Source organism: Rhodococcus sp. NyZ502 (assembly GCF_041464245.1).
In the GTDB taxonomy this organism is placed as follows: Bacteria; Actinomycetota; Actinomycetes; order Mycobacteriales; family Mycobacteriaceae; genus Rhodococcus_F; species Rhodococcus_F qingshengii.
Genome location: NZ_CP167155.1, coordinates 2,064,234 through 2,085,407, shown reverse-complemented (window position 1 = coordinate 2,085,407; position 21,174 = coordinate 2,064,234). Strand labels below are relative to the sequence as shown.

The 21,174-nt window shown below is 63.5% G+C and carries 20 protein-coding genes; 9 read left to right on the top strand and 11 right to left on the bottom strand.

Annotated elements, in window-relative coordinates; genetic code table 11:
- Positions 1–13: 13 nt before the first annotated feature.
- From ACBG85_RS09725 to ACBG85_RS09705, 5 genes are all read right to left on the bottom strand, one after another.
- Positions 14–355 carry a DUF6292 family protein gene (locus ACBG85_RS09725; protein ID WP_007727485.1) on the bottom strand — a complete coding sequence of 114 codons (342 nt, stop codon included), beginning with the start codon at positions 353–355 and terminating at the stop codon, positions 14–16.
- Between the two features lie 67 nt (positions 356–422).
- Positions 423–1,178, bottom strand: a complete 756-nt coding sequence (locus ACBG85_RS09720) for an alpha/beta fold hydrolase (RefSeq protein WP_030535116.1) — start codon at positions 1,176–1,178, stop codon at positions 423–425.
- Positions 1,165–2,010, bottom strand: a complete 846-nt coding sequence (locus ACBG85_RS09715) for an alpha/beta hydrolase (protein ID WP_054828055.1) — start codon at positions 2,008–2,010, stop codon at positions 1,165–1,167. Before ACBG85_RS09715 ends, ACBG85_RS09720 begins: the two co-directional genes overlap by 14 nt.
- 165 nt (positions 2,011–2,175) lie before the next feature.
- Entirely contained in the window at positions 2,176–3,729 is a 1,554-nt protein-coding gene (locus ACBG85_RS09710) for a DNA polymerase Y family protein (protein ID WP_372027323.1), read from the bottom strand.
- The gene (locus ACBG85_RS09705) at positions 3,726–4,601 is read right to left on the bottom strand and encodes a hypothetical protein (protein WP_064689598.1); all 876 of its coding nucleotides are present in this window, start codon (positions 4,599–4,601) and stop codon (positions 3,726–3,728) included. Before ACBG85_RS09705 ends, ACBG85_RS09710 begins: the two co-directional genes overlap by 4 nt.
- A gap of 227 nt (positions 4,602–4,828) precedes the next feature.
- On the opposite strand from ACBG85_RS09705, the gene ACBG85_RS09700 reads away from it, so the two are divergent.
- Positions 4,829–6,028, top strand: a complete 1,200-nt coding sequence (locus ACBG85_RS09700) for a serine/threonine-protein kinase (RefSeq protein ID WP_003940952.1) — start codon at positions 4,829–4,831, stop codon at positions 6,026–6,028.
- Between the two features lie 9 nt (positions 6,029–6,037).
- Here ACBG85_RS09700 and ACBG85_RS09695 read toward each other — a convergent pair whose 3' ends face one another.
- Positions 6,038–7,429 (bottom strand): FAD-binding oxidoreductase, encoded by a 1,392-nt coding sequence (locus tag ACBG85_RS09695; RefSeq protein ID WP_047270191.1) that lies wholly within the window; start codon positions 7,427–7,429, stop codon positions 6,038–6,040.
- Positions 7,426–8,262 (bottom strand): class I SAM-dependent methyltransferase, encoded by an 837-nt coding sequence (locus ACBG85_RS09690; RefSeq protein ID WP_047270192.1) that lies wholly within the window; start codon positions 8,260–8,262, stop codon positions 7,426–7,428. Before ACBG85_RS09690 ends, ACBG85_RS09695 begins: the two co-directional genes overlap by 4 nt.
- Before the next feature lie 135 nt (positions 8,263–8,397).
- Between ACBG85_RS09690 and ACBG85_RS09685 the strand changes: the two genes are divergently transcribed.
- The 6 genes from ACBG85_RS09685 to ACBG85_RS09660 all read left to right on the top strand — a co-directional run bounded on the left by ACBG85_RS09685 (position 8,398) and on the right by ACBG85_RS09660 (position 13,976).
- A complete protein-coding gene (locus ACBG85_RS09685) occupies positions 8,398–9,075 on the top strand; it encodes a helix-turn-helix domain-containing protein (RefSeq protein WP_003940889.1) in 678 nt (225 codons plus the stop codon).
- Between the two features lie 110 nt (positions 9,076–9,185).
- On the top strand, positions 9,186–9,770 hold the full coding sequence (locus ACBG85_RS09680) for a M15 family metallopeptidase (RefSeq protein WP_003940687.1): 585 nt from the start codon (positions 9,186–9,188) through the stop codon (positions 9,768–9,770).
- A 2-nt stretch (positions 9,771–9,772) separates the two neighbouring features.
- Positions 9,773–10,414 carry a phosphatase PAP2 family protein gene (locus ACBG85_RS09675; protein ID WP_372027320.1) on the top strand — a complete coding sequence of 214 codons (642 nt, stop codon included), beginning with the start codon at positions 9,773–9,775 and terminating at the stop codon, positions 10,412–10,414.
- Between the two features lie 75 nt (positions 10,415–10,489).
- The gene (locus ACBG85_RS09670) at positions 10,490–11,188 is read left to right on the top strand and encodes a response regulator transcription factor (RefSeq protein WP_058039028.1); all 699 of its coding nucleotides are present in this window, start codon (positions 10,490–10,492) and stop codon (positions 11,186–11,188) included.
- Positions 11,185–12,579, top strand: coding sequence for a cell wall metabolism sensor histidine kinase WalK (locus tag ACBG85_RS09665; protein WP_003940854.1), 1,395 nt, complete (start codon positions 11,185–11,187; stop codon positions 12,577–12,579). The genes ACBG85_RS09670 and ACBG85_RS09665 overlap by 4 nt, the downstream gene beginning before the upstream one ends.
- A 188-nt stretch (positions 12,580–12,767) precedes the next feature.
- Complete coding sequence (locus ACBG85_RS09660) at positions 12,768–13,976, top strand: MFS transporter (RefSeq protein ID WP_372027317.1); 1,209 nt, start codon at positions 12,768–12,770, stop codon at positions 13,974–13,976.
- On the opposite strand, the gene ACBG85_RS09655 is transcribed toward ACBG85_RS09660, so the two are convergent.
- From ACBG85_RS09655 to ACBG85_RS09645, 3 genes are read right to left on the bottom strand one after another with little or no spacing between them, the layout of a single operon-like run.
- The gene (locus tag ACBG85_RS09655) at positions 13,973–15,427 is read right to left on the bottom strand and encodes an MFS transporter (protein WP_047270229.1); all 1,455 of its coding nucleotides are present in this window, start codon (positions 15,425–15,427) and stop codon (positions 13,973–13,975) included. The two genes, ACBG85_RS09660 and ACBG85_RS09655, sit on opposite strands and share 4 nt — an antisense overlap.
- Positions 15,428–15,476: 49 nt before the next feature.
- Positions 15,477–16,136: a response regulator transcription factor gene (locus ACBG85_RS09650; protein ID WP_003940972.1), complete on the bottom strand. Its 660-nt coding sequence runs from the start codon at positions 16,134–16,136 to the stop codon at positions 15,477–15,479.
- On the bottom strand, positions 16,133–17,413 hold the full coding sequence (locus ACBG85_RS09645) for a PspC domain-containing protein (RefSeq protein ID WP_372027830.1): 1,281 nt from the start codon (positions 17,411–17,413) through the stop codon (positions 16,133–16,135). The genes ACBG85_RS09650 and ACBG85_RS09645 overlap by 4 nt, the downstream gene beginning before the upstream one ends.
- A 236-nt stretch (positions 17,414–17,649) precedes the next feature.
- Between ACBG85_RS09645 and ACBG85_RS09640 the strand changes: the two genes are divergently transcribed.
- Positions 17,650–19,035, top strand: a complete 1,386-nt coding sequence (locus ACBG85_RS09640) for a PspC domain-containing protein (RefSeq protein ID WP_007727507.1) — start codon at positions 17,650–17,652, stop codon at positions 19,033–19,035.
- The gene (locus ACBG85_RS09635; RefSeq protein ID WP_003940832.1) at positions 19,032–19,265 is read left to right on the top strand and encodes a hypothetical protein; all 234 of its coding nucleotides are present in this window, start codon (positions 19,032–19,034) and stop codon (positions 19,263–19,265) included. Before ACBG85_RS09640 ends, ACBG85_RS09635 begins: the two co-directional genes overlap by 4 nt.
- Positions 19,266–19,320: 55 nt before the next feature.
- On the opposite strand, the gene guaA is transcribed toward ACBG85_RS09635, so the two are convergent.
- The gene (gene guaA, locus ACBG85_RS09630; protein WP_007727510.1) at positions 19,321–20,892 is read right to left on the bottom strand and encodes a glutamine-hydrolyzing GMP synthase; all 1,572 of its coding nucleotides are present in this window, start codon (positions 20,890–20,892) and stop codon (positions 19,321–19,323) included.
- Positions 20,893–21,174: the final 282 nt, after the last annotated feature.

Below are 21,174 nucleotides of genomic sequence, written 5' to 3'. Positions count from 1 at the left end.
AGAGTTGACCGAATCACTCTTCGCTACACATGCGCGAGCAAACTGCCCGTGCGCTGATCAGTTCGATAACCCGATCCGCACAGCGCAGCGGATCCGGTGTCCGGCCGATACCGAGGGTGTCGACTATCGAAATCGTCCTTCGCACATCAGCCTCCTCGACACCCCACGACCAACCGAAGTCGTGATTCCAGAGCAGAACTGCGTTCTTCCCCGGATGGTGCCTGGCATGAACGGGAAGGACGATCACCGCATCCATGCTCGGCCCCTGCGGCCATCGGACGGTCTCACCGTGAACGGACCGTGCTACCGCGTCGACGTATTCGTGTGCGGACCAGTCGTTGCCGTTGGTATGCATGGAAGTACATTCGGTGCCACACACGTTTCGGATGGGTTCGTGGCATCACCGATCGAGTATTGCGCTTTCAGGAAATGAACGGCAACACGACGGATTCGAATTGGCGATGACCGTCGCGGTGGACACTGTGGCCGGTACGGAAAGAGACCAATTCGCAGCGTGCGACGGTGGCTGCAACAGCGTCGAGGCGAACAGGATCCACCATCCCGCCCAGACCTCCACGCAGGAACAACATGTCAGCCTCGATGAGCGGCAACCGATCCCACCACTGCGGATCCGGTCGGCGGAACTGCTCGAGCGCGGACCGCGTCATCGAGCGATCGAACGTCAACGCGGCTCGCGGATGCCGCACCAAACTTGTTGTGGCGTGCCACAGTTCTGGGACACTCGGCAATTTCCTAGCGAACACCTGTTCCGGGTCACCCGCGCGTAATGGTAACGGCGCTTCCTCGATGACCAACTTCCGCACCGCAGTGGGACGTTTCTGCGCGATCAACGACGCCGCGTGCCCGCCGAGCGAGTGGCCGACCAGATCCACCTGCTCGAGTTCGAGATGATCACACACGTCCATGACGTCGTCCGCGAACTCCTCGAACAGATACGACGACGCACGAGCGCTCCGGCCGTGGCCGCGAAGGTCGACCGAGACAACTCGCCGGTTGCGTGATCGCAAGGTCCGCGCGAACTTGTCCCAGGTACCGCTGTCGCCGCCCATCCCGTGCACGAGGACTACCGGAGGCAGATCGGCCACACTGGGATGCGAGCCGGAATCGCGGTAGCTGATCTGGACCCCGCCGGCACTTCGTACGTTAGCGACACTCACGAGTTCCCAGGATAGACCCGTCCTCGCGGATTGCTGACGCGGTCAGCCGAGGCTGCAACTCCCCTGGTCGCGTGACCTCGTCGTAGCGACCGAGTCCGATCCTCGCGATGTTTCGCAGCGACTCGCTTGCATCGGCGAAGTAGCCGCAATGCCCTCGAACGGCACCGGTACCGAAAACAATGGCTCCGTGCTGCGCCCGAACTGGAGACGGGCCGTGGCCGATGCGGCCGATCTTGACGCGTGGGAAATAGCGGATCCAGTCCGACGGACCAAGCGCAGCCCAGAGATTTCCGGCAAAGCACAGGTCTTCGCGCGAACTGGTCCCCATCCCCGGACTACCCAGCACCACGCAATCGTCCACTCGCGCCGACGGGAGAGCGAGTCCGCACACCACGGCCCCGTAGCTGTGTCCGACGAGCGTCACATGCGCCGATCGCGGCAGGATACGAGTCAACCGCGCCAGATCTATCGCACCAAGTTCTGCAAGTGTCCGGGAGAACGACTCGAGAAATCCCCACGGCGTCCGATAACCGACCCACACGATCACCGCGACGCGGTCGTTCGGCCCGAGCGTTCGGAGCATCCTTCCCAGTGTCCATCCGCTCGCGCGTGGTCCTGTCGGACGGTTCTCGTCGAAGTAGTTTCCCAGTCCGTTGTCGTTGCCCGGCACGAAGATCATGATGTGCTCGGCTGTGGCGACATCGCCGAACACCTCCACGATCCGGCCTTCGCCGGTCTCGTCGTACGCCAGAAGTTGTGCGTCGCGTAGCTCCATCGACTCGTAGTGAAGTCGATCGGTTCCGGAAACGTCAGCTCGACCCGCCGTTTTCATGACACTCCTCGCGAAGAGTTGCAACGACGAGAATCATTGCAACAGTGAGTTTTTGAATGTCATCAACGCTAGGCGCCCGATGGCGTCGGTGCGATGGCGCCAGCGCCCCTACTGTTCGTACAGTCGACTCGACCATGTCCGGTACAGCTGGCTGTACCTGCGAGCTCATTCGTACACGCCCTCCACCGACCATCCACCGCCTTCACAGATCATCAGCAACGCCCGCGATTCCTCCAACAGCACCTGAGCCCGCGCGGCCGTGCGCGCCGAGGCTGCGTCCCACCATCGCTCGTCCACCGGCCAGGGCCCGGCCCATCCCTGCACTGCCCATTCCTTGCTCCCCCACTTCAGCCTTCCCGGCTGCGAGCTGAAGACACCGCGCTCAGTGACGTACACGGCGTTGCCGGCCACATCCTCCAGCCATACCTTGGGATTGTCGACGAAGATCGACCCCGGAGACGGCTGCGGCAGACGACCAGGCCACGGGGCTGTCGGATTATGAGCAGCTACCCGCTCGTCACCCAAGGGCAACAGGGTAATTCGCTCCGAGGGCCCTCGACCACCGCTCAGGACACCGACCTGAACCGATTCGCCGCCCAGAAGACCTTGCACGCGCACCAATGCTCGCCTGGCCCGCTCCTCCTCGTCGCCGACACCGCCCCAAAGCCCCAACTGCAAAGCGCCGGCACTGACCACCTCCACCGGTTCCAGACGCAACACCGCTATGCCTGCGGTCGGCCGGGTCTCACTGCGCCCGGTGAGCCAGCCGTCCAGTTGCCATCGCACTCGATCGGCCGTTCCCTCCGGTGTCAGAGGTTCGGCGCAACGCCAAGTCCGAGAAAGATTTTCACCGTTGCCCGTGCTGGCCGAAATCGACAGGCGGGTGCACGCCACTGCGGCAGCCGACAATTTGTCGTGCAGGAGACTCGCCAAGGCGCGCCCGGCAAACGCTGCGGCATCCACCCGCTCGATCGACGGATCGTAATGCTGCTCCACTTCCAGATCCGGCGGAAGCGTCCGCGCCGACGGTGGCCGCTCGGGTTCACCGCGCGCCGCACGATGCGCGAACACCGCATCGGCCCCGAAACGCGAAGCGACGTCCACTGCCGGTAAATCCGCGAAAGCACCGATGGTTCTGATCCCGAGCCTGCGCAGCAGATCCACCAACTCCCCGCGATGCGGCGCAGACAGACTGGGCTCGGCCGCCAACTCCGGCATGGGTAGCGGCGCCAGAAACCGTGCCCCCTCCCCCGGCGGCACCAGCGCTGCCCGGCGCGCGGCAATGACCGCTGTGGACAGTTGATCCGCCACACCCACCTGACTCTCGACGCCCACAGCAGATGCCTGATCCACCAATCGTTCCGCCGCGGCTTCCTCCGAACCGAAGTACCGACTGACACCTCGCGCACTGAGCACCAACAAACCAGGACGGAGTACCTCGACGCCCGGTGCCACCGCGTCGATGGCCGCGGCGACCGGCTCGAACAATCTGGCGTCGCGTTCCGGATCTGCCATCGCCACATACAGTTCCGGGCAGCGGGCCTGCGACTCGCGTCGGCGCAGGCCTCGTCGCACTCCCTCCGCGCGGGCCGTCGCCGAACATGCGATCACCCGATTACCCGAGGTGACCGCGACAGGATGCGTGGCAGGAAGATCGGCAAGCGCTGCCGCTGCCACCGCCGGCCAGTCCGGGCACCACAACGCCAGAACTCTGCTCACAGTGACACCACCCGCGACGACACCACCTGCTCCGACACCACCTGCTCCGACACGGCCTCGACCGGCCGGGAAGGTACCCACTCGACCCGCCCGGCTGCACTACAGATGTCCAGACGCGTGGTCCGGGGCTGGAACGAGCGCCCCCGAGCACGAACCGCGAGGCTCAGGGAACTGAGCCGACCACGCCCCAACTCACGGCCCTGACCGAACCCACCGTAACCATGAACCCGAGCGTCCAACCGAACTTCGGCCCCGTCCCAGTGACCTTCGGTGACAACAAGAGTCGAGCCCTTGCTCCGGGCGCGCGCCACCACCGCTCGCGCACGCGACGGGGATACCGACGCACCCGCCAATCCCAGAATCACCAGATCCATACCGTCGAGCAGCACAGCAGCGATCTCGACCGGATCCGGCCCAGGCGCCGGAATGAGCGCCAGACGTTCCAGTTGCGCACCCATCTCGTACGCCGCCAGCAATCCCAGTCGAGGTTGCCCGATGACTGCCACATGCCCCCCGGACGCCGTCACGGACGCGACCAATCCCAAAAGCAAGGAAGCAGCGCCCTCGACGGACACCACGGTTCCGCGCACCAAACCGCCCTGCGGTAGCAATGCCCCGATACCTTCCGGCACTGGGAGAACACCAGCCTTGTGCGCGCGGTTCACGACCGGTATGTCCCGGTCGGCAACACTCTCGAAGGCTGCTGCACTTGTCCCGGAAACACCAGCCACGGAAACACTCGGTCCCGAAAACGACGTATCGCCGCGAGAGGGAATGGACGCGATCTGTCGGCGGAGCTGTGCCAGCCGATCCTGACGGGACAACCCCGCCGCATCTGCCGACAGCTCCACCAACTCGGTCACCTCGGTCATCCCCATCCTCCGGAACACCGGAAAAACTCACTCGGCAGCAATCCATAACCAGCCGGCAAACCGCGGGGAAGTCGGGTCTGACATGCATCCAACGAACAGCAATTTCGAACATATTTTCGAACTGTTTTCAGTAAACCGTGTCACCCCCGACACGTCAAGCAGAGCAAAAAACCCAGTTCACAGGAGCCTCGAGCGTCACAGTGGCATCAATCCATTAACCTTGAGATGTGACAGCTCAGGAGCAGACCGGGAGGGGCATCGGGCCCGAATACCTGCTGGCGGGGCGGTACCGACTCCGCTCCAAGATCGGCGACGGAGGCATGGGCGCCGTCTGGCTGGCCCGCGACACCCTCCTCAGCCGTGACGTCGCGGTGAAACAGGTCACAAGCACGGAAGGCCTCGACACCGAAACGGCCGAAGAGGTCCGTGAACGTACATTGCGCGAAGGCAGGAACGCCGCAAAGCTCACCCACCCCCACTCCATCGCCATGTACGACGTCGCGATCGAGTCCGGTGAACCGTGGTTGGTCATGGAGTACTTCCCCGCCCGCAGCCTCGCCCAGGCGATGAACTTGGCCGACACGTTGCCACCGCTGGAGGTCGCGCAGATCGGCGCGCAGATCGCTGCGGCGCTCACCGAGGCGCACGCCGCCGGCATCGTCCACCGCGACATCAAGCCCGGCAACATCCTGATCGCCGACCGAGGCAAGTCTCTCGGCACCGTCAAGATCAGTGACTTCGGCATCGCCCGCGCAAAGAGCGACGTATCCGACACCCAGGACGAGGTCATCACCGGCACTCCCGCGTACTTTGCACCCGAAGTTGCCCGCGGCGACGATCCCACCGAGGCCAGTGACGTCTTCTCACTCGGGTCGACGCTCTACACGGTGATCGAGGGTCAACCGCCCTTCGGCATCGACTCGGACGCCATCGCTCTACTGCATCGTGTCGCCAAGGCCGAGATCTACCGACCCACCAAGTCCGGACCGCTCACCGACGTTCTCCTTCAGCTCCTCGAGCCGGACCCCACCCGTCGGCCGACGATGGCTCAGGCACGCGACGCGCTCGCTGCAGCCGCGACGGGCGGTGGCACGATCGAGCAGTTGATCGACGCTCCCGTCTACTCGTCCGAAGGCGCCGTGCCGGCGTGGGCTCACCGCACCACACAACTCGCCGACCCACACCGCCGCAATCGCCTGACCGGCTCCACGATCACCGGACTGCCTGCAGTGCAACAGAACACGCCACTGCGGAACGTCCCCAGCCCCATGGACATGTTCTCCTGGCCGCCGCGGATACCGACCGGCCCCGCCGATGCCAGCACCCGCGACAAGGTAGTGGCCTGGGCTCCCCTCGCCATGACAGGCATGGTTGCCGTCATCATCTTGGCCGCACTGATCGTCGTCATCCTGGTATTCACGGCCTGACCGGACGCTCTACGCGGGCAGAATGTTTGCGTTGAGGTGAAACACGTTGTCCGGGTCGTACTTCGCCTTGACGGCGGACAATCGCGCGTACTTCGCCGCACCGTAGGACGCTCGCACTCGGTCCTCGTCGACATCGGTCATGAAGTTGACGTACCCGCCTTGATTGGACGAGAACGGACGCAAGGCTTCCCAGGTCTCACGCACCCACGATCGATCCAATTCCAGTGTCCCGGCATCGGTGGCCGTAGCCGTCATGTTGCACACGTAATGTGGTGTGCGAGAACCACCGAACGCAGTGTCGTCCTCGCCGACGGAGGTGAAAGCTCCCTGCAGCGGAAAGATCGGCATGAAGGACATCGGCGACGATTTCTTGCCCGCTTGCTCGGTCAGAACATCGATCACGGCGTCGGAGAAATCCACCAGGTCCAAGGCCTTCTCATAGGCGTATGCACCCCATGGTTCCGATTCGTCGAGCATCGACTGTAAACCGATGTACGGGAGCGGGGTGACGAACTCGAACAGCGTCGGCACGCCCTCTCGAATCGGCGCAATCGCGTTCGAGTGTTCCTCTTCCGATCCGAAACCGGCTACCAGCAACGCGTATCCGGGCAGCAGGTGAAACTGATCCGGAACAAACGGTGCCGGAGGCGCGGACAAACCGACGGCAACCATCGCTCCGGCATTTCTCGGCAGGGCAGGCACCACTTCGCGGCACAGACGAAGCGCTGCGGGTCCGTCCTCCATCCCCCAGAAGAACAGTCCCAGATGCACTTCCGGACCGATCTCGCTCAGACGGTACTCGAACTCGGTGACCACTCCGAAGTTTCCGCCGCCGCCGCGCAGCGCCCAGAACAAGTCGCTGTGATCGTTCTCGGAGGCCCGCACGATCGAACCGTCGGCGAGCACCACCTCTGCCGACACCAGATTGTCGATCGCCAGGCCGAGCGTGCGCGTCAACCACCCCATGCCGCCGCCGAGGGTCAGGCCACCGACGCCGGTATCACTGATCACTCCACCGGTCACTGCCAATCCGTGTTCCTGCGTCGCGGCGTCGAGGTCGGCAATCGTCGCACCACCACCGACCCTGGCTCGCTTCGCGGACGGGGCGACACTGACTACGTTGATCGCACTGAGATCGATCATCACACCGCCTTCACACACCGAGGTACCTCGGTAGGAATGCCCACCACCTCTGACCGAAACCTCCAACGAATGGGCTCTGGCAAATGCAAGTGCCACAGATACATCCGACGCCGACCGGCACCTGGCGATCACCGCCGGACGATGATCGATCTGCCCGTTCCAGATCGACCTGGCGTCGTCGTACTCCGGATCTCGGGGGCTGAACACAGAACCCGTGATCGCCGATTTCAGTGGCGCGAACTCGACCGTCGTCATCATGCACCGCCCTCGTCGGGTGTCGCGGTGAGAAGCAGGTATTCCCACTCCATCACGAACGGCTCGCTTCCGCTGCCGTACTTCTTTGCCAACTCGAGCAGATCGCGATCGAGCGCCTGTGTGCGGTCAGGATCGCCGGCGATGTTCCGGTACACCGCGATGGTCGGGCCGTAATTCTTCTTGAAGAAATCGCGGAAATCTTCCGGCCCGCTGAATGTGTCCACACGAAGTACGTCTTTCCTTGCGGCAACATCGCCGAGCAGATCACGAACATGGTTCTCGTCGCCCCACAAAGGCGCCGGCTGCGAACCAGGAGGCGGGGGCGGTGCATACGGCTTCATCGTTTTGAACATCTCGCCGATGAACCCCGTCGGAGTCCAACTCAGCACTCCGATCTTTCCGCCGGGTCGGCATACTCGCAAAAGTTCGTCCGCGGCGCGCCGATGATGCGGGGCAAACATCACACCGACGCACGAGAGCACTACGTCGAACTCGTTGTCGCCGAACGGAAGAGCCTCGGCGTCGGCCTCCTGCCAATCGAGTTCGACACCCGCGAGTGCCGCGGCCTCCCGTCCTGCCACGAACAGTTCGGGAGCCAGGTCGGTGGCGATCACCTGCGCACCCAGCGCAGCCGCCGGAATGGCGGCGTTGCCGGACCCCGCCGCGACGTCGAGCACCCGATCTCCTTTCTGCACGCCACATTCACGCACCAATACAGGTCCGAGTTCCGCGATGACCTGCGTCGCCACCGCCGGATAGTTACCGAGCCCCCACATTGCCCGGTGCTTGGCCTTCAGCTCCCGGTCCAACCCGAGAGTCCCCGTTGATTCACTCATTACCGTTCTCCTTCAATAATTTTCGTACTCGGAGCCCGACAGCGTTCATGCCGTTACTCCGACGCTACGACGACGGTTCACTCCTCTCCAGTACGAAATCTGTACCGGAGCACCCCGGAGGCCTACGATCGAGAGATGGGGTCCTCGTACCACCAGTTCTGCCCCGTCGCCAAGGCGATGGAGCTACTCGACGAGCGGTGGACACTGCTTCTCCTCCGCGAACTGATCATGGGAAGCGAACATTTCAACGATCTCCGCCGCGGGCTCCCGCGAATGTCACCGACTCTGCTCTCGACCCGGCTTCACCAACTCGCGGTCGCCGGCATCGTGGAGCGAGAAGAAACCGACTGTGTCGTCAGCTATCGTCTGACCGACGCCGGCCGCGAACTGCGCCCTGTGGTCGAAGCTCTCGGCATCTGGGGTACCAGGTGGATCGGTGAACTGGGCGACGAAGATCTGGATCCGAAGCTGCTGCTGTGGGACATGCATCGCCGCGTGGATCATTCCGTGGTGCCTGAAGGCAAGACCGTGGTGCACTTCGCATTCTCCGGAGTACGTGGACATTCGCGGAACTGGTGGCTCGTCATCAATTCCGGTGAGGTGGACATGTGCGATATCGATCCGGGTTTCGACGTTGCAGTGTCGGTCTCTGCGGGCTTGCGACAGATGACCGAGATCTGGCGAGGTAACCTGACCTGGTCGGACGCCATACGGTCCGGTGACGTCACCATTTCTGGGCCTACTGCGTTGCGTCGTAGCCTGCCATCGTGGTTCGAGCTGTCGACTTTCGCGTCGATCCCGCGCCCCGCGTAGCGCGCGCTCACCAGCCCCGTTCCGTCCTGTTACAGAGCTGTTGCAGACCGTGACACCGTCGACGAACGGTGACCACCTGCCGGTGACACTGACCGAGAAGTCTCTGTTGTATGCCCAGCCACCGCGGAATCATCCGCTTCGTCGCACTCGGTGCAGTCGTGCTCGGTGCGGTCGCGCTCAGCTCCTGCTCGTACACAGAAGAAGCACAACCGAAGAGCGGTAACTACCTTGCCACTCAGCCTGATTCAGGACCCTCAGGCGGCGAGATCGAGGACGGTATCAGCTTGCAGGACACTCATGTGCCAGCGCTTGCCCGTCTCGATTCCGCACTGCTCGCGGCGCTCCAGTCGGCAGCGGCCGACGCACAGGCATCCGGCGTGGACATGCACGTCACGTCGGGTTGGCGGTCCGCGGCATACCAACAGCGACTGTTCGACGAAGCCGTCGTCAAGTACGGCAGCGTGGACGAAGCGTCCAAGTGGGTGCACTCGCCGAGCCTGTCCAAGCATGTCAGTGGACAGGCCGTCGACATCGGACCGACCGACGCCGACGACTGGCTCATTCAGCACGGCAGCGATTACGGCCTCTGCCAGACCTACGCCAACGAGATGTGGCATTTCGAATTGGCAACCACTCCTGGCGGGGAATGCCCGCCACAACTGAGCAACCCCTCGGACGAGAGAGCGGAAGGCTGATCATGACACGAGTCAAACCAGCGAGACTGATTGCCGCACTGGCACTCTTGATCCTCGGAGTCGTCGAATTCGAATTGGCGGTCAACACGACCGGTGGTCAGATCGTCGACCAACAACTCATGGTGGGCGCGGCCACCTCCGAACGCCTCAGCGTGTTCTCCGCCGAGTTCATCGGCCTCGTCACCCCGATACTGATAGTGGGAGGAGTGCTCGTGGCGCTCATGATCACATTGCGCAACAACTCGATTGCGCTAGCTTTACGCGTCGTCGTCGTGACCCTCGGTCCCATCACGACGGCCTGGGTTCTCAAACAATCGCTGGATCGACCGGACCTGAACGGTCTGGTGATGCACAATTCCTTCCCCAGCGGCACTTTGACGGCCATAGCTGCTCTGGTCTGCGCGATCGTGATCGTCACGCCCTCGAGGTGGCGGGCGGTCGTTGCGGTCAACGGTGCGCTGATCACCATCGGAACCGCGATCTCGGTAGTCGTGCTGCAATGGCACCGCCCGAGCGACGTGATCGGTGCACTACTGCTCGTCGGCTGCTACACCCTCGCTGTGTCGGCATTTCCGTTGAACACCAGCGTCGCCCGGCATGCGGTGCTGGCAGACTCAGGCAACGAGCGACTCTCGCGAGTGTGACCCCTGTACCCTTGGCTGACCGAGATTTCTCCGACCGCAGAAGGCCCCTGATCATGGCGAGTCCAAGGTGAGCTCATGGTGAGCATTCTTTTCATAGAAGACGATCCAGCCGTGGCCGAGGCAATCACGTTGGGACTGAACCGACTCGGGCACGACGTCAGCCATCGCCCCGACGGTAACGGTGATTTCGACGACGCCCTGGGTGCCACGGACCTCGTCCTACTCGACCTCGGGCTGCCGGGTGCCGACGGTTACGAGATCTGCCGACGTATCCGCACCCGAAGTTCGATCCCGATCATCATTCTGACCGCTCGGTCCGACGACATCGACACCGTCGCCGGCCTGGAAGCCGGTGCCGACGACTACGTCGTCAAACCGGCCAGTCCGCGCGTCCTCGACGCTCGTATCAAAGCCGTCGTGCGGCGCTCGGCACCGGCAACGACGCGCCCGGATGCGACGCCGGGTGCAGAGACGTTCGGCGACCTGGAATTGGATCGGTCGTCGCTGCAGGTCCGCAAGGCCGGGATGCTGCTGACCCTCACCCCGACCGAACTCCGACTGATCCTGGCGCTGACCGAGAACCCCGGACAGGTCCTGAGCCGCCGACAGTTGTTGTCCGCAGCCTGGGACCAGGAGTATCTGGGTGATTCCAGAATCGTCGATGCAGCAGTGCAGCGGCTGCGCGGAAAGATCGAGGACGACCCGGCCGCACCGACCGTCATCGAAACGGTGCGCGGGTTCGGGTATCGCTTCAACACCAGCCCAGCCCGATGAGACCGACCTGGCTTCAGGTCGACGGTCTGCGAACCAGGCTCGTGCTCGTGTTCATCGCAATCGTCGTGATCATCGCCGGGGCAACCGCGGGTGTCGTCTCGTTCATGGCACGGTCGTGGATCTATTCCAACGCTCAGGATGTCGCGACCGCACAATTTCGCGACGAACTGCAATACGTCAACGGAACACCGGTAGACGAGTTGACGCCTGCCAACCTCCAACAGATCTTCCAGTCCGACATGACGCTGATCGTCGACGGCGAAGTCATCCGTCAAGGATCCGTGGATGCGGCGACCATTCCGCCCAGCTTCGACGAAGGTTTGGACAGTCCGAAGCTGATCCGTTTCGAGAGGCTCGACTCCCAGCGCATCATGTTGGGAATGTCCGTCAATGTCGTGGACATGAGCGCGGACGACAGCTACGACAACGAGACATTGGTCAAAGCCGTCACCATCCGGCCGCTGGTAGGAGTGCAGGACAAGTTCGACGACCTGCTTCGAGCTGTCGGCCTCACCCTCGCCGCCGGTGTGTTGGTGAGCGGACTGCTCGGGCTGTGGATCGCGTCGACGCTTGTCCGTCCGCTCAAACGCCTGGACAAGGCGGCCGCCCGCGCTGCCGACGGCGACCTCAGCGTCCGACTCCCCGAAGACGGAGTAGCCGAACTCGCCCAGGTCACAACAACGTTCAACAACATGGTCGCTCGCAACGAAGCGGTCATCCGAGGTCTGGAAGAATCGGAAGAGCAGTCGAGAAGGTTTGTCGCCGACGTCTCCCACGAGCTCCGGACGCCGCTCGCAGCACTGGTGCCGGTCAGTGAGATCCTCCGTGAAGAGATCCCCAATCTTCCGCCCGACGCCGCCGCTGCCGCGCGCATCGTGAGCAGTGAGATCGGCAAGCTCACTCGACTTGTCGAAGACCTCATCGAAATGTCTCGCCACGACTCTCAGCAAGCGCACCTCGTCCTCGACGACGTCGACCTCGTCGAATTGACCGAGCGCACACTCGAGAGCCGCGGATGGACAGACACCGTCGAACTGCGCGCACCCGAAAGTGTCAGCGCCAGAGTCGATTCGCGTCGGATCGACATTGTCGTCGCCAACCTCGTCGGCAATGCACTGCGCCACGGAGCGCCCCCGGTTCGCGTCGAGTTGAGCGTCGAATCCGGTTTCTCCGTCATCACCGTCGTCGACCACGGCCCCGGCATCTCACCCGAAGACCGGCAGGCGATCTTTCGGCGGTTCTACAAGGTCGACACCGCGCGCGGACGCAGCGAGGGCAGCGGACTCGGACTCTCGCTCGCCGTCGAGAACGTGCACCTGCACGGCGGCACCATCGGCGTCGACCAGGTGGACGGGCGCACGGTCTTCACGGTTCGCCTGCCCCGTCGCTGACCCCTTCCCGAGCGAACGTACCTTTCGGCGCACCCAAGGCGATCGTCGTACCGTTCGCTCGAAAAGGGGTGGGCACTTCGTACCCTGAACCGTCCGCGTTTGACCAAATAGTGGGATTCTGGTTTCAACATGTGAAACCACGCGAGTAGCGTCGGCATCGTCGAACAGCGTAGAGATCGGAGGGCACCATGACGCAGGCGTCGCGGCTGGAAAAGACGGCCGTCTCCCCGAAGGCGTGGACGATGCTCGGAATCGGCGTCGCAGCCCAGGCCGCAGGCACCGTCTTCGTCAGTACCCCCGCCTTTGTGATCCCGCTGCTGCATTCCGAGCACGGCCTCTCGTTGACGCAGGCCGGAACTCTGGCCGCTGCACCCACTTTCGGCATGGTTCTCACGCTGGTGGCGTGGGGAGCGATGGCTGACAGATTCGGCGAGAAATGGGTCATCTCCATCGGGCTCGGCCTGACGGCGATCGCCGCGCTGGCCGCGACCACCACCGACAACTACACCCTCCTCGGGATCGCATTTCTGCTGGGCGGAATGGCTGCGGCGAGCACCAATGCTGCCAGTGGACGTGTTGTGGTCGGCTGGTTTCCCAAGGATCGGCGCGGCCTCGCGATGGGAATCCGGCAGATGTCACAGCCCCTGGGCGTGACCATCGCGTCGCTGACCATCCCGACTCTCGCTGCGAACGTAGGAATCGGTTCGGCCGTCGGACTGTCGGTAGCTCTCAACGGCGTTCTCGCCCTGATCTGCGCCGTCGCATTGATCAATCCCCCGCGGCCGGCGGCGCGGCCCACAGACATCCCGGTCGAAACGGTAAATCCTTATCGCTCGAACTGGTTCCTGTGGCGCATTCACGTCGTCTCTGCACTGCTGGTGTTTCCGCAGTTCACCCTCTCGACATTCGGTCTGGTCTGGCTGATCAGCGAGCAAGGATGGGACGCTGCGCCCGCTGGGCTCCTGATCGGGATCTCCCAGTTCGTGGGTGCACTCGGACGCATCGTTGTCGGCATCTGGAGTGATCGCGCCGGAAGCAGAGTAGGCCCGCTGCGGTTGGTTGCCGTCTCCGCGTCTGCGGTCATGTTGGCAATGGCGGCAGCCGGCGCAGCGCCTTGGGGCGTTCCCGCCTTGATCCTGCTGCTGGCAACCACTATCAGCGTCGCCGACAACGGTTTGGCATTCACTTCCGTGGCCGAAGCTGCCGGGCCGAAATGGCAAGGAAAAGCATTGGGCGCACAGAACACCGGGCAGTTCATTGCCGCGTCAGCAGTGGGCCCGGTGGTCGGTGCGCTGATCGGCGCGGTCGGCTACCCGCTCGCCTTCGCGATAGTCGCGGCATTTCCCGCCGCAGCAATTCCCTTGGTGCCCAGCCGCGATCGCGACATCAGCGTCTAGTCCCTCATCGGATTCGGTTGCACTGCAGGTCCCGTCAGATCACAATGCGGCTTGCAGGCAACCGAATCCGCTTCCTGAACAGGCTCTACTGTCGGAGTTCGGATCAGCGTCGCGGCGATCGCTGCACCGACCAACAGCAGTGCCACACAGATGTACATCGCGTACCGGAACCCGTCGGAGAAACTCGTCGGATCGACCAGACTTTCGGCGTCGATACCCACGAGGGCAGGCAAGGCCGCGACGGCAAGAAGTTGGCTCGTGCGAGCAACGGCATTGTTCACACCGGATGCGATTCCGGACTGCTCCACCGGTACCGAACCAAGCACCGCGGCGGTCAACGGCGCGACCATCACCGCCAGGCCGAGCCCGAACACCAGAACTCCCGGCAGCACGACGGTCAGGTACGACGCATCCGGGCCGATCCGCGTCATCAACACCAACCCCACCGCGGCAACGGCGGGCCCGACCGTCATCGGCAATCGCGGTCCATGCGTCTGCGCGTAACTGCCCGCGCGCGAAGACAACAGCAGCAATGCCACGGTGATCGGTACCGTTGCGACGCCGGCAGCCACCGGCGAGTACCCGGCAACCAATTGCAGTTGCAGCACGAGCAGGAAGAACACACCGCCCAGCGCCGCATAGACCGCAAGGGTCACCAGATTGGCCGCGACGAACATCCGCGAACGGAACAGGGACGGCGGCACAAGGGCACTCGGTGAGCGTCGTTCCACCACAACGAACAGGCAGAGCGCGATCACTCCGATCAGCCCGACTATCGGGTTGACCTCGATCAGCCCGTACGTCAGTGCGCCGAGACCGACTACTGCGCAGGCAGATCCGACCACGTCCAGGTGCTCGGGCGGATGCGGGTCGCGGCTCTCCGGTACATGGCGCACCGCTGCCCACACCACGACGATCGCCAGCGGGATATTGAGCAGGAATACCGATCGCCATCCCGCCACTTCCACCAGCCAACCACCGAAAAGCGGTCCGATGGCGCCGGCAACACCACCTAAACCCGACCACAATCCGATGGCCGCGCCGCGGTCCTCCTCACGAAGTGACGCGGAGATGATGGCAAGGCTGCCAGGTGTCAAGAGCGCAGCTCCCACTCCCTGCAGGATTCGTGCAATCACCAGAAACGTGATGTCCGGTGCAATTCCGCAGAGCAACGACGCGACCGCGAACCAGACCGTCCCCCACACGAATACCCGTCGCCGACCCCAACGATCACCGAGCGCTCCCCCGAGCAGAATCAGCGACGCCAAGGCCAAGGTGTAACCGCTGAGCGTCCACTGCAGTCCGGCGACACCGGAACCCAGTTCTTCACCGATGTGAGGAAGAGCAATGTTGACGACAGTGCCGTCGAGGAGAGCCATGCTCGAGCCGAGAACGGTGGCGGCGACAACCCAACGCCCACGCTTCGACGCGAGCGCCAGTGGTTCCGTCATCGGTCCATGGTGCGCCTTCACACGCAATCGCGAAAGAGCGCGCGGGAATTCAGTCGATCTGGCGGCGATGTGCCCAACGCGTCAACGCATTGCGATTGGACTGCTGAGTCTTTCGCAGGACGTTCGATGCGTGAGTCTCGACCGTCTTCACGGAAATCACCAGGTCCTCGGCGATTTCACGGTAGGTGTACCCACGTGCCAGCAATCTGAGCACTTCGAGTTCTCGCGGAGTCAGCGAGTCGAGTTCCGGATCGAGTTGCGGCTCGGGTGCATTGGAACGCCCGGTGAAGGAGTCCAGTACGAAGCCTGCCAGGCGAGGCCCGAACACTGCGTCACCACCGGCAACGCGTCGTACACCCTCGGCCAGTTCGGATCCCGAGATCGTCTTGGTCACATACCCGCGCGCGCCGCCGCGGATCACCGCGATCACGTCCTCGGCCGCATCGGAAACGCTGAGCGCCAAGCACACCGGGCCGGAATCGATTCCGCGCAGAACTGCCACTCCACCACCGTCAGGCATGTGGACATCGAGCAGAACGACATGCGGTTTCGTCGAGTTGATACCCGCGATCGCCTCAGCGACGCCACCGGCTTCACCGACTACGTCCATGTCTGCCTCGCGCGAGAGTTCCGCCCTCACCCCGGAGCGGAACACTGCATGATCGTCGACAAGAAATACGCGGTACGGGGGCGGCGCAAGCGAAGTCACTGGGGCTGTTCCTCGGGGTTGTCGACACGGTCAGCAGTCTGGTCCCACTTTAGAGCAGAGTCACCGAGCGGCATGTGCACGCGGATCTCGGTGCCCTTTCCGATGTCGGATCGAACCACGACGCGGCCACCCCGTCGCTCGATGCGACCACGAATCGACTTGGCCAAACCCTGACGGTCCTCCGGCACCGCATTGACGTCGAATCCAACTCCGCGATCACGAACGAACACACTGACCTGGTCGCCCTCGACCTCGGCGAAAAGATTGATTTCCTTCTCCCCCGAGTGCTTTGCCGAGTTCACGAGAGCTTCACGCGTCGCACCGAGGAGCGCGGTGAACGCTTCCTTGGGCAGACCGTTCTCGACGCCTTCGCCTTCGAGTTGTACGTCGCCGACCGTGACGGGGCGGACCGTGACGCCATGCTGGTCCTCCACTTCACCGGCGATGATCTTCAGACCTTCGGTCAGGCTCGTGTGGTCGATATCCCCGCCGCTGAACAACCACTTGCGCAGCTCGCGTTCCTGACCACGGGCCAGGCGCGCCACCTCTTGCGGATTGTCGGACTGCTTCTGAATCAGCGCCAACGTCTGAAGTACGGAGTCGTGCAGATGCGAGGCGATCTCTTCACGTTCGTCGTTGCGAATTCGGGCCGCACGCTCGGCGCCGAGAGCCCGCCACATCCGCAGCCACAGCGGCACCGTCAACAAACCGACACCGATCAGCGTCACAACCACGGCCAGCAGGGACGAGCGCAGTGCTTCGAGGTCGACCTGAGCGAGGACGACGACGCCGAGACCCAAGATGATCAAGGTCGCTCCCCCGACCACCCGCGCCCACGTGAGAACGGTAGGCCGCTGCGGCAAGCCGATGACGGTCCGGGGACCGTCGGAGTCGAACTCGCGCCACACCAAAGCGGCACCGATCGCGACGACGAAGAACGGTGCGAGCACCGAACCCGCCGTGCCGCTGAACAGCCAGGACAACGCGGCTGCGCCGCCCAATCCGAGTGCGATCAAGCCGTACGCCCGCTGCCGCTCGGCCGCGGACGGCTTCTGGGTGTCCGTGCCGGCTGAGGTGAAGATCCAGAGGACGCCGTAAATCACTATGCCGGATCCGGCCATCGCCGCCAGAATCGCGAAGGCGACTCGAACCTTCAGGACGTCGATCCCGAGATGATCGGCGATACCGCCTGCAACACCGGCGACGATGCGACCGCCGGAGCGCCGCTCCAGCTTTCGCAATGGAACACCGCCCGGAATGGGCACACCCTTCTTCATGGGTACGGCATGCACCGGTACCCCGTTGACGGGCGGGCCTCCCGTGAACCCGGGAGCGGGACCGCTCACGAACGGCGGATCTGACAGATATTGCACATAGTCGATACTGGCACGAACCACTCGGACTCACATCAGGGTCCAACCCTGAATCAGGGCGGCGCCCCTGGCCCCGATCGTCACAAAGATCAGGGTTGGCCCTGATGCGCGGAGGCCGCCCCGGAAGCCAGGATTGATTCATGAACAATCCGACTTTCCAAGAACAGATCCAGGATCTGTGGCGGACCCGCCCCGTGCGTCTGCCGGCACAAGGTCACGTGGCCGGGGTATGCGCCGGAATCGGATACCGGTACGGCATCGACCCCATTCTGGTACGTGTCGCGTTTGTGGCCTCCACTATTTTCGGCGGCTCAGGCATCCTTCTCTACCTCGCCGGGTGGTTGGTGCTCGCCCGCGCCGGTGACGGATCGTCCCCCGCACAGTCGTTGATGGGCCGCGGACACAGCTCCGATTCCAGTACCAAGACCATCGTCTTGTTGGTGGCTCTCGCCATCGCGGCTACGACCGTCGGGCCTGTCGGCGTCGGCCTGGGTGGTTCCGGTCTGATCGGGCTGATTCTGATGGTCGGAGGCCTGTGGCTGCTCTACCAACGAGCGCCGGTCCCGCCTGCACTGCCACAGAGCACGTCACCGTACGTCGGCGCGGGTACCGCGTATCCAGGCACGGGATTCACGCCCGGGCCGTTCACTCCCGGATACTTCGCACCCAATCAGCCGCCCGTGTACACGCCGTACACAAAACTCCCCGACAGCTACGTGCCCGAGGAACGGCCGGCCGAACAGTCACCGCAATCTCAGGCCGATCATCCGACGATCAACCTGTCGAAGGACCCGAGCGCTTCAGCCGCCGCCAATCCGACCGAGGTGATCGGCGAGGCCGCCATCACACCGCCCTCCTGGGATCCGCTCGGCGTCGCTCCGTTCGCCTGGGATCTCCCGGACCCGGCAGTCAAAGCCACGCCGCTGCTGCCTTTGCCACCACGTAAGCGTCGCTCGCGATGGACGCTGACAGTGCTCGGACTCGCGATCATCGTCGCCGCCGTCACCGGGGCAGCGGGCGCGGCAACCGGCAACGAGTGGTTCACTCCCGGCCGAGTCGGTGCTGTCGGACTCGCCGTCATCGCGCTCGGCCTGATCCTCGGGGCATTCTTCCGCAAGGGGTACGGCCTGCTGGTCGTCACCGGACCGCTCGTGGGTTTCGTGCTTCTCGCCTCGTTGGTCTACCCGATCGATTTCGACGCCTCGGGTGAGCAAAGATGGACTCCGGCAACCGCTTCCGAGTTGGAGCCGTCGTACTCGGGAGCCTTCGGAAGCTTCACTCTCGACCTCAACGGGGTCAAGTTCACCGAGGACAAGACCATCGACGTCGCGGCGTCGTTCGGTGAGTTCGTCGTCATGGTGCCACCAACCGTCAACGTCAAGAACAGCTGCACCGTCGTCATGGGTGACGGATCAGGTTGCCTCGACGGCGGAATACACCCGGGCCGTGATGTGACACCGGATTCGCCCACACTGACCATCAACGCCAAAGCAACGTTCGGCAGTCTGAAGGTGACGCAATCATGAGCGAATACGACGAGACCACAGAGCACGACGAGACCCGAGAATCCAAGCGCCCCTCGGCACTTCTGCTGATCGCCGGACTGGCCGCACTACTGGTCAGCGTGTGGGCGTTGGTCGGGCCGTTCTCCCTGGCGCCGGCAGCGAACATTCAATTCCGTTGGCTGTTCGTCGGTGCCGCCGTCGTGGCAGGACTACTGCTGGTGATTCTGCCGAATCGGCGCAACCGGAAGTAAAACTGCTGTGCGCCTTTATTAACCGCGGGGGGTTAATAAAGGCGCACAGTTGTTTTTACTCCCACTCGATAGTTCCCGGCGGCTTGCTCGTCACGTCGAGGACTACGCGGTTCACGTCCGCAACCTCGTTGGTGATTCGAGTCGAGATGCGCTCGAGGGTCTCGTACGGCAGACGCGTCCAGTCCGCGGTCATCGCGTCTTCACTCGAGACCGGACGCAGCACGATCGGATGACCGTACGTCCGGCCGTCACCCTGCACGCCCACGCTTCGGACGTCGGCGAGGAGAACGACCGGGCACTGCCAGATGGTTCCGTCCAAGCCTGCAGACGTAAGCTCTTCGCGCGCAATGGAATCTGCCTGACGCAGGATCTCGAGGCGATCGCGGGTGACCTCACCGATGATGCGGATACCGAGTCCGGGACCGGGGAACGGCTGGCGTCCGACGATCTCTTCCGGCAGGCCGAGTTCGCGGCCCACTGCACGGACCTCGTCCTTGAACAGCAGACGCAACGGTTCAACCAACTTGAACTGCAGGTCTTCCGGCAGCCCGCCGACATTGTGGTGGCTCTTGATGTTTGCAGTTCCCGTGCCGCCGCCCGACTCCACGACGTCCGGGTAGAGCGTGCCCTGGACGAGGAAGTCGACGGTCGCACCATGAGATGCGTTCTCGCCCAGAACATCACTGACTGCGCCTTCGAAGCTGCGGATGAACTCGCGGCCGATGATCTTGCGCTTGGTCTCGGGATCGGTGACGCCTGCCAGCTCACCGATGAAGGTGTCCGCGGCATCCACGGTGATCAGACGAGCGCCGGTTGCCGCGACAAAATCCTGCTCGACCTGCGTGCGCTCACCGGCTCGCATCAAACCGTGATCGACGAAGACGCATGTCAACCGGTCGCCGATTGCGCGCTGAACCAAAGCCGCAGCGACAGCGGAGTCGACGCCACCGGACAGACCGCAGATGGCGTGTCCGTCTCCGACCTGCTCGCGAACCTGCTCGATCAGCGCATCGGCGATGTTCGACGCCGTCCACGCTGCCGGAATACCGGCAATCTCGTGCAGGAAGCGGCTCAGGACCTGCTGACCGTGCGGGGAATGCAGAACCTCAGGGTGGTACTGCACACCGGCGAGCTTGCGGGCGCGGTCCTCGAACGCCGCGACGGGAGCACCGTCGCTGGTCGCGGTCACCTCGAAGCCGGAAGGCGCTTCGGTGACGGCGTCACCGTGGCTCATCCATACCGGCTGCGTCGAGGGAAGACCGTCGTGGAGCAATCCGCCGGATACCGCGATGTCGGTACGGCCGTATTCGCGGGTACCGGTCTCGGCGACGGTGCCGCCCAGGGCGCCTGCCATCGCCTGGAATCCGTAGCAGATTCCGAAAACCGGAATGTCGTGATCGAACAGTGCGGGATCAAGCTTGGGAGCACCGTCTGCGTAGACACTCGAGGGCCCACCCGAGAGCACAACAGCCAAGGGGTTCTTGGCCACGATCTCCTCGACGGTCGTGGTGTGCGGAATCACCTCCGAGTAGACCTTGGCTTCGCGAACTCGCCGTGCGATCAACTGCGCGTACTGCGCCCCGAAGTCGACGACAAGAACTGGTCTCTGCTGCTCGATATCTGCCACAGGTGCAGTCTAATCGCCGCAGCCAGCGCTTCTGCGCATGCATGGACTCAGCCCGCTACTCGGCCGAGCGAGCGCGAGGTACGTCACTACAAAGGCCGCCCCTCAGAACTGCGCGGCGACCTCGCGCGGATCTAGACCACCGTCCAGGTCAACAGCGCCCCAATCACCCGCACCTTAGCTTCGGCAATCAATTCGGCAGCATCATCGCAGGCCAGAGCCCGAAATGGACGAAGGGTGAATTTTCTGGACGTTTGACCGATTCGCCTGAACCAAACGTCCAGT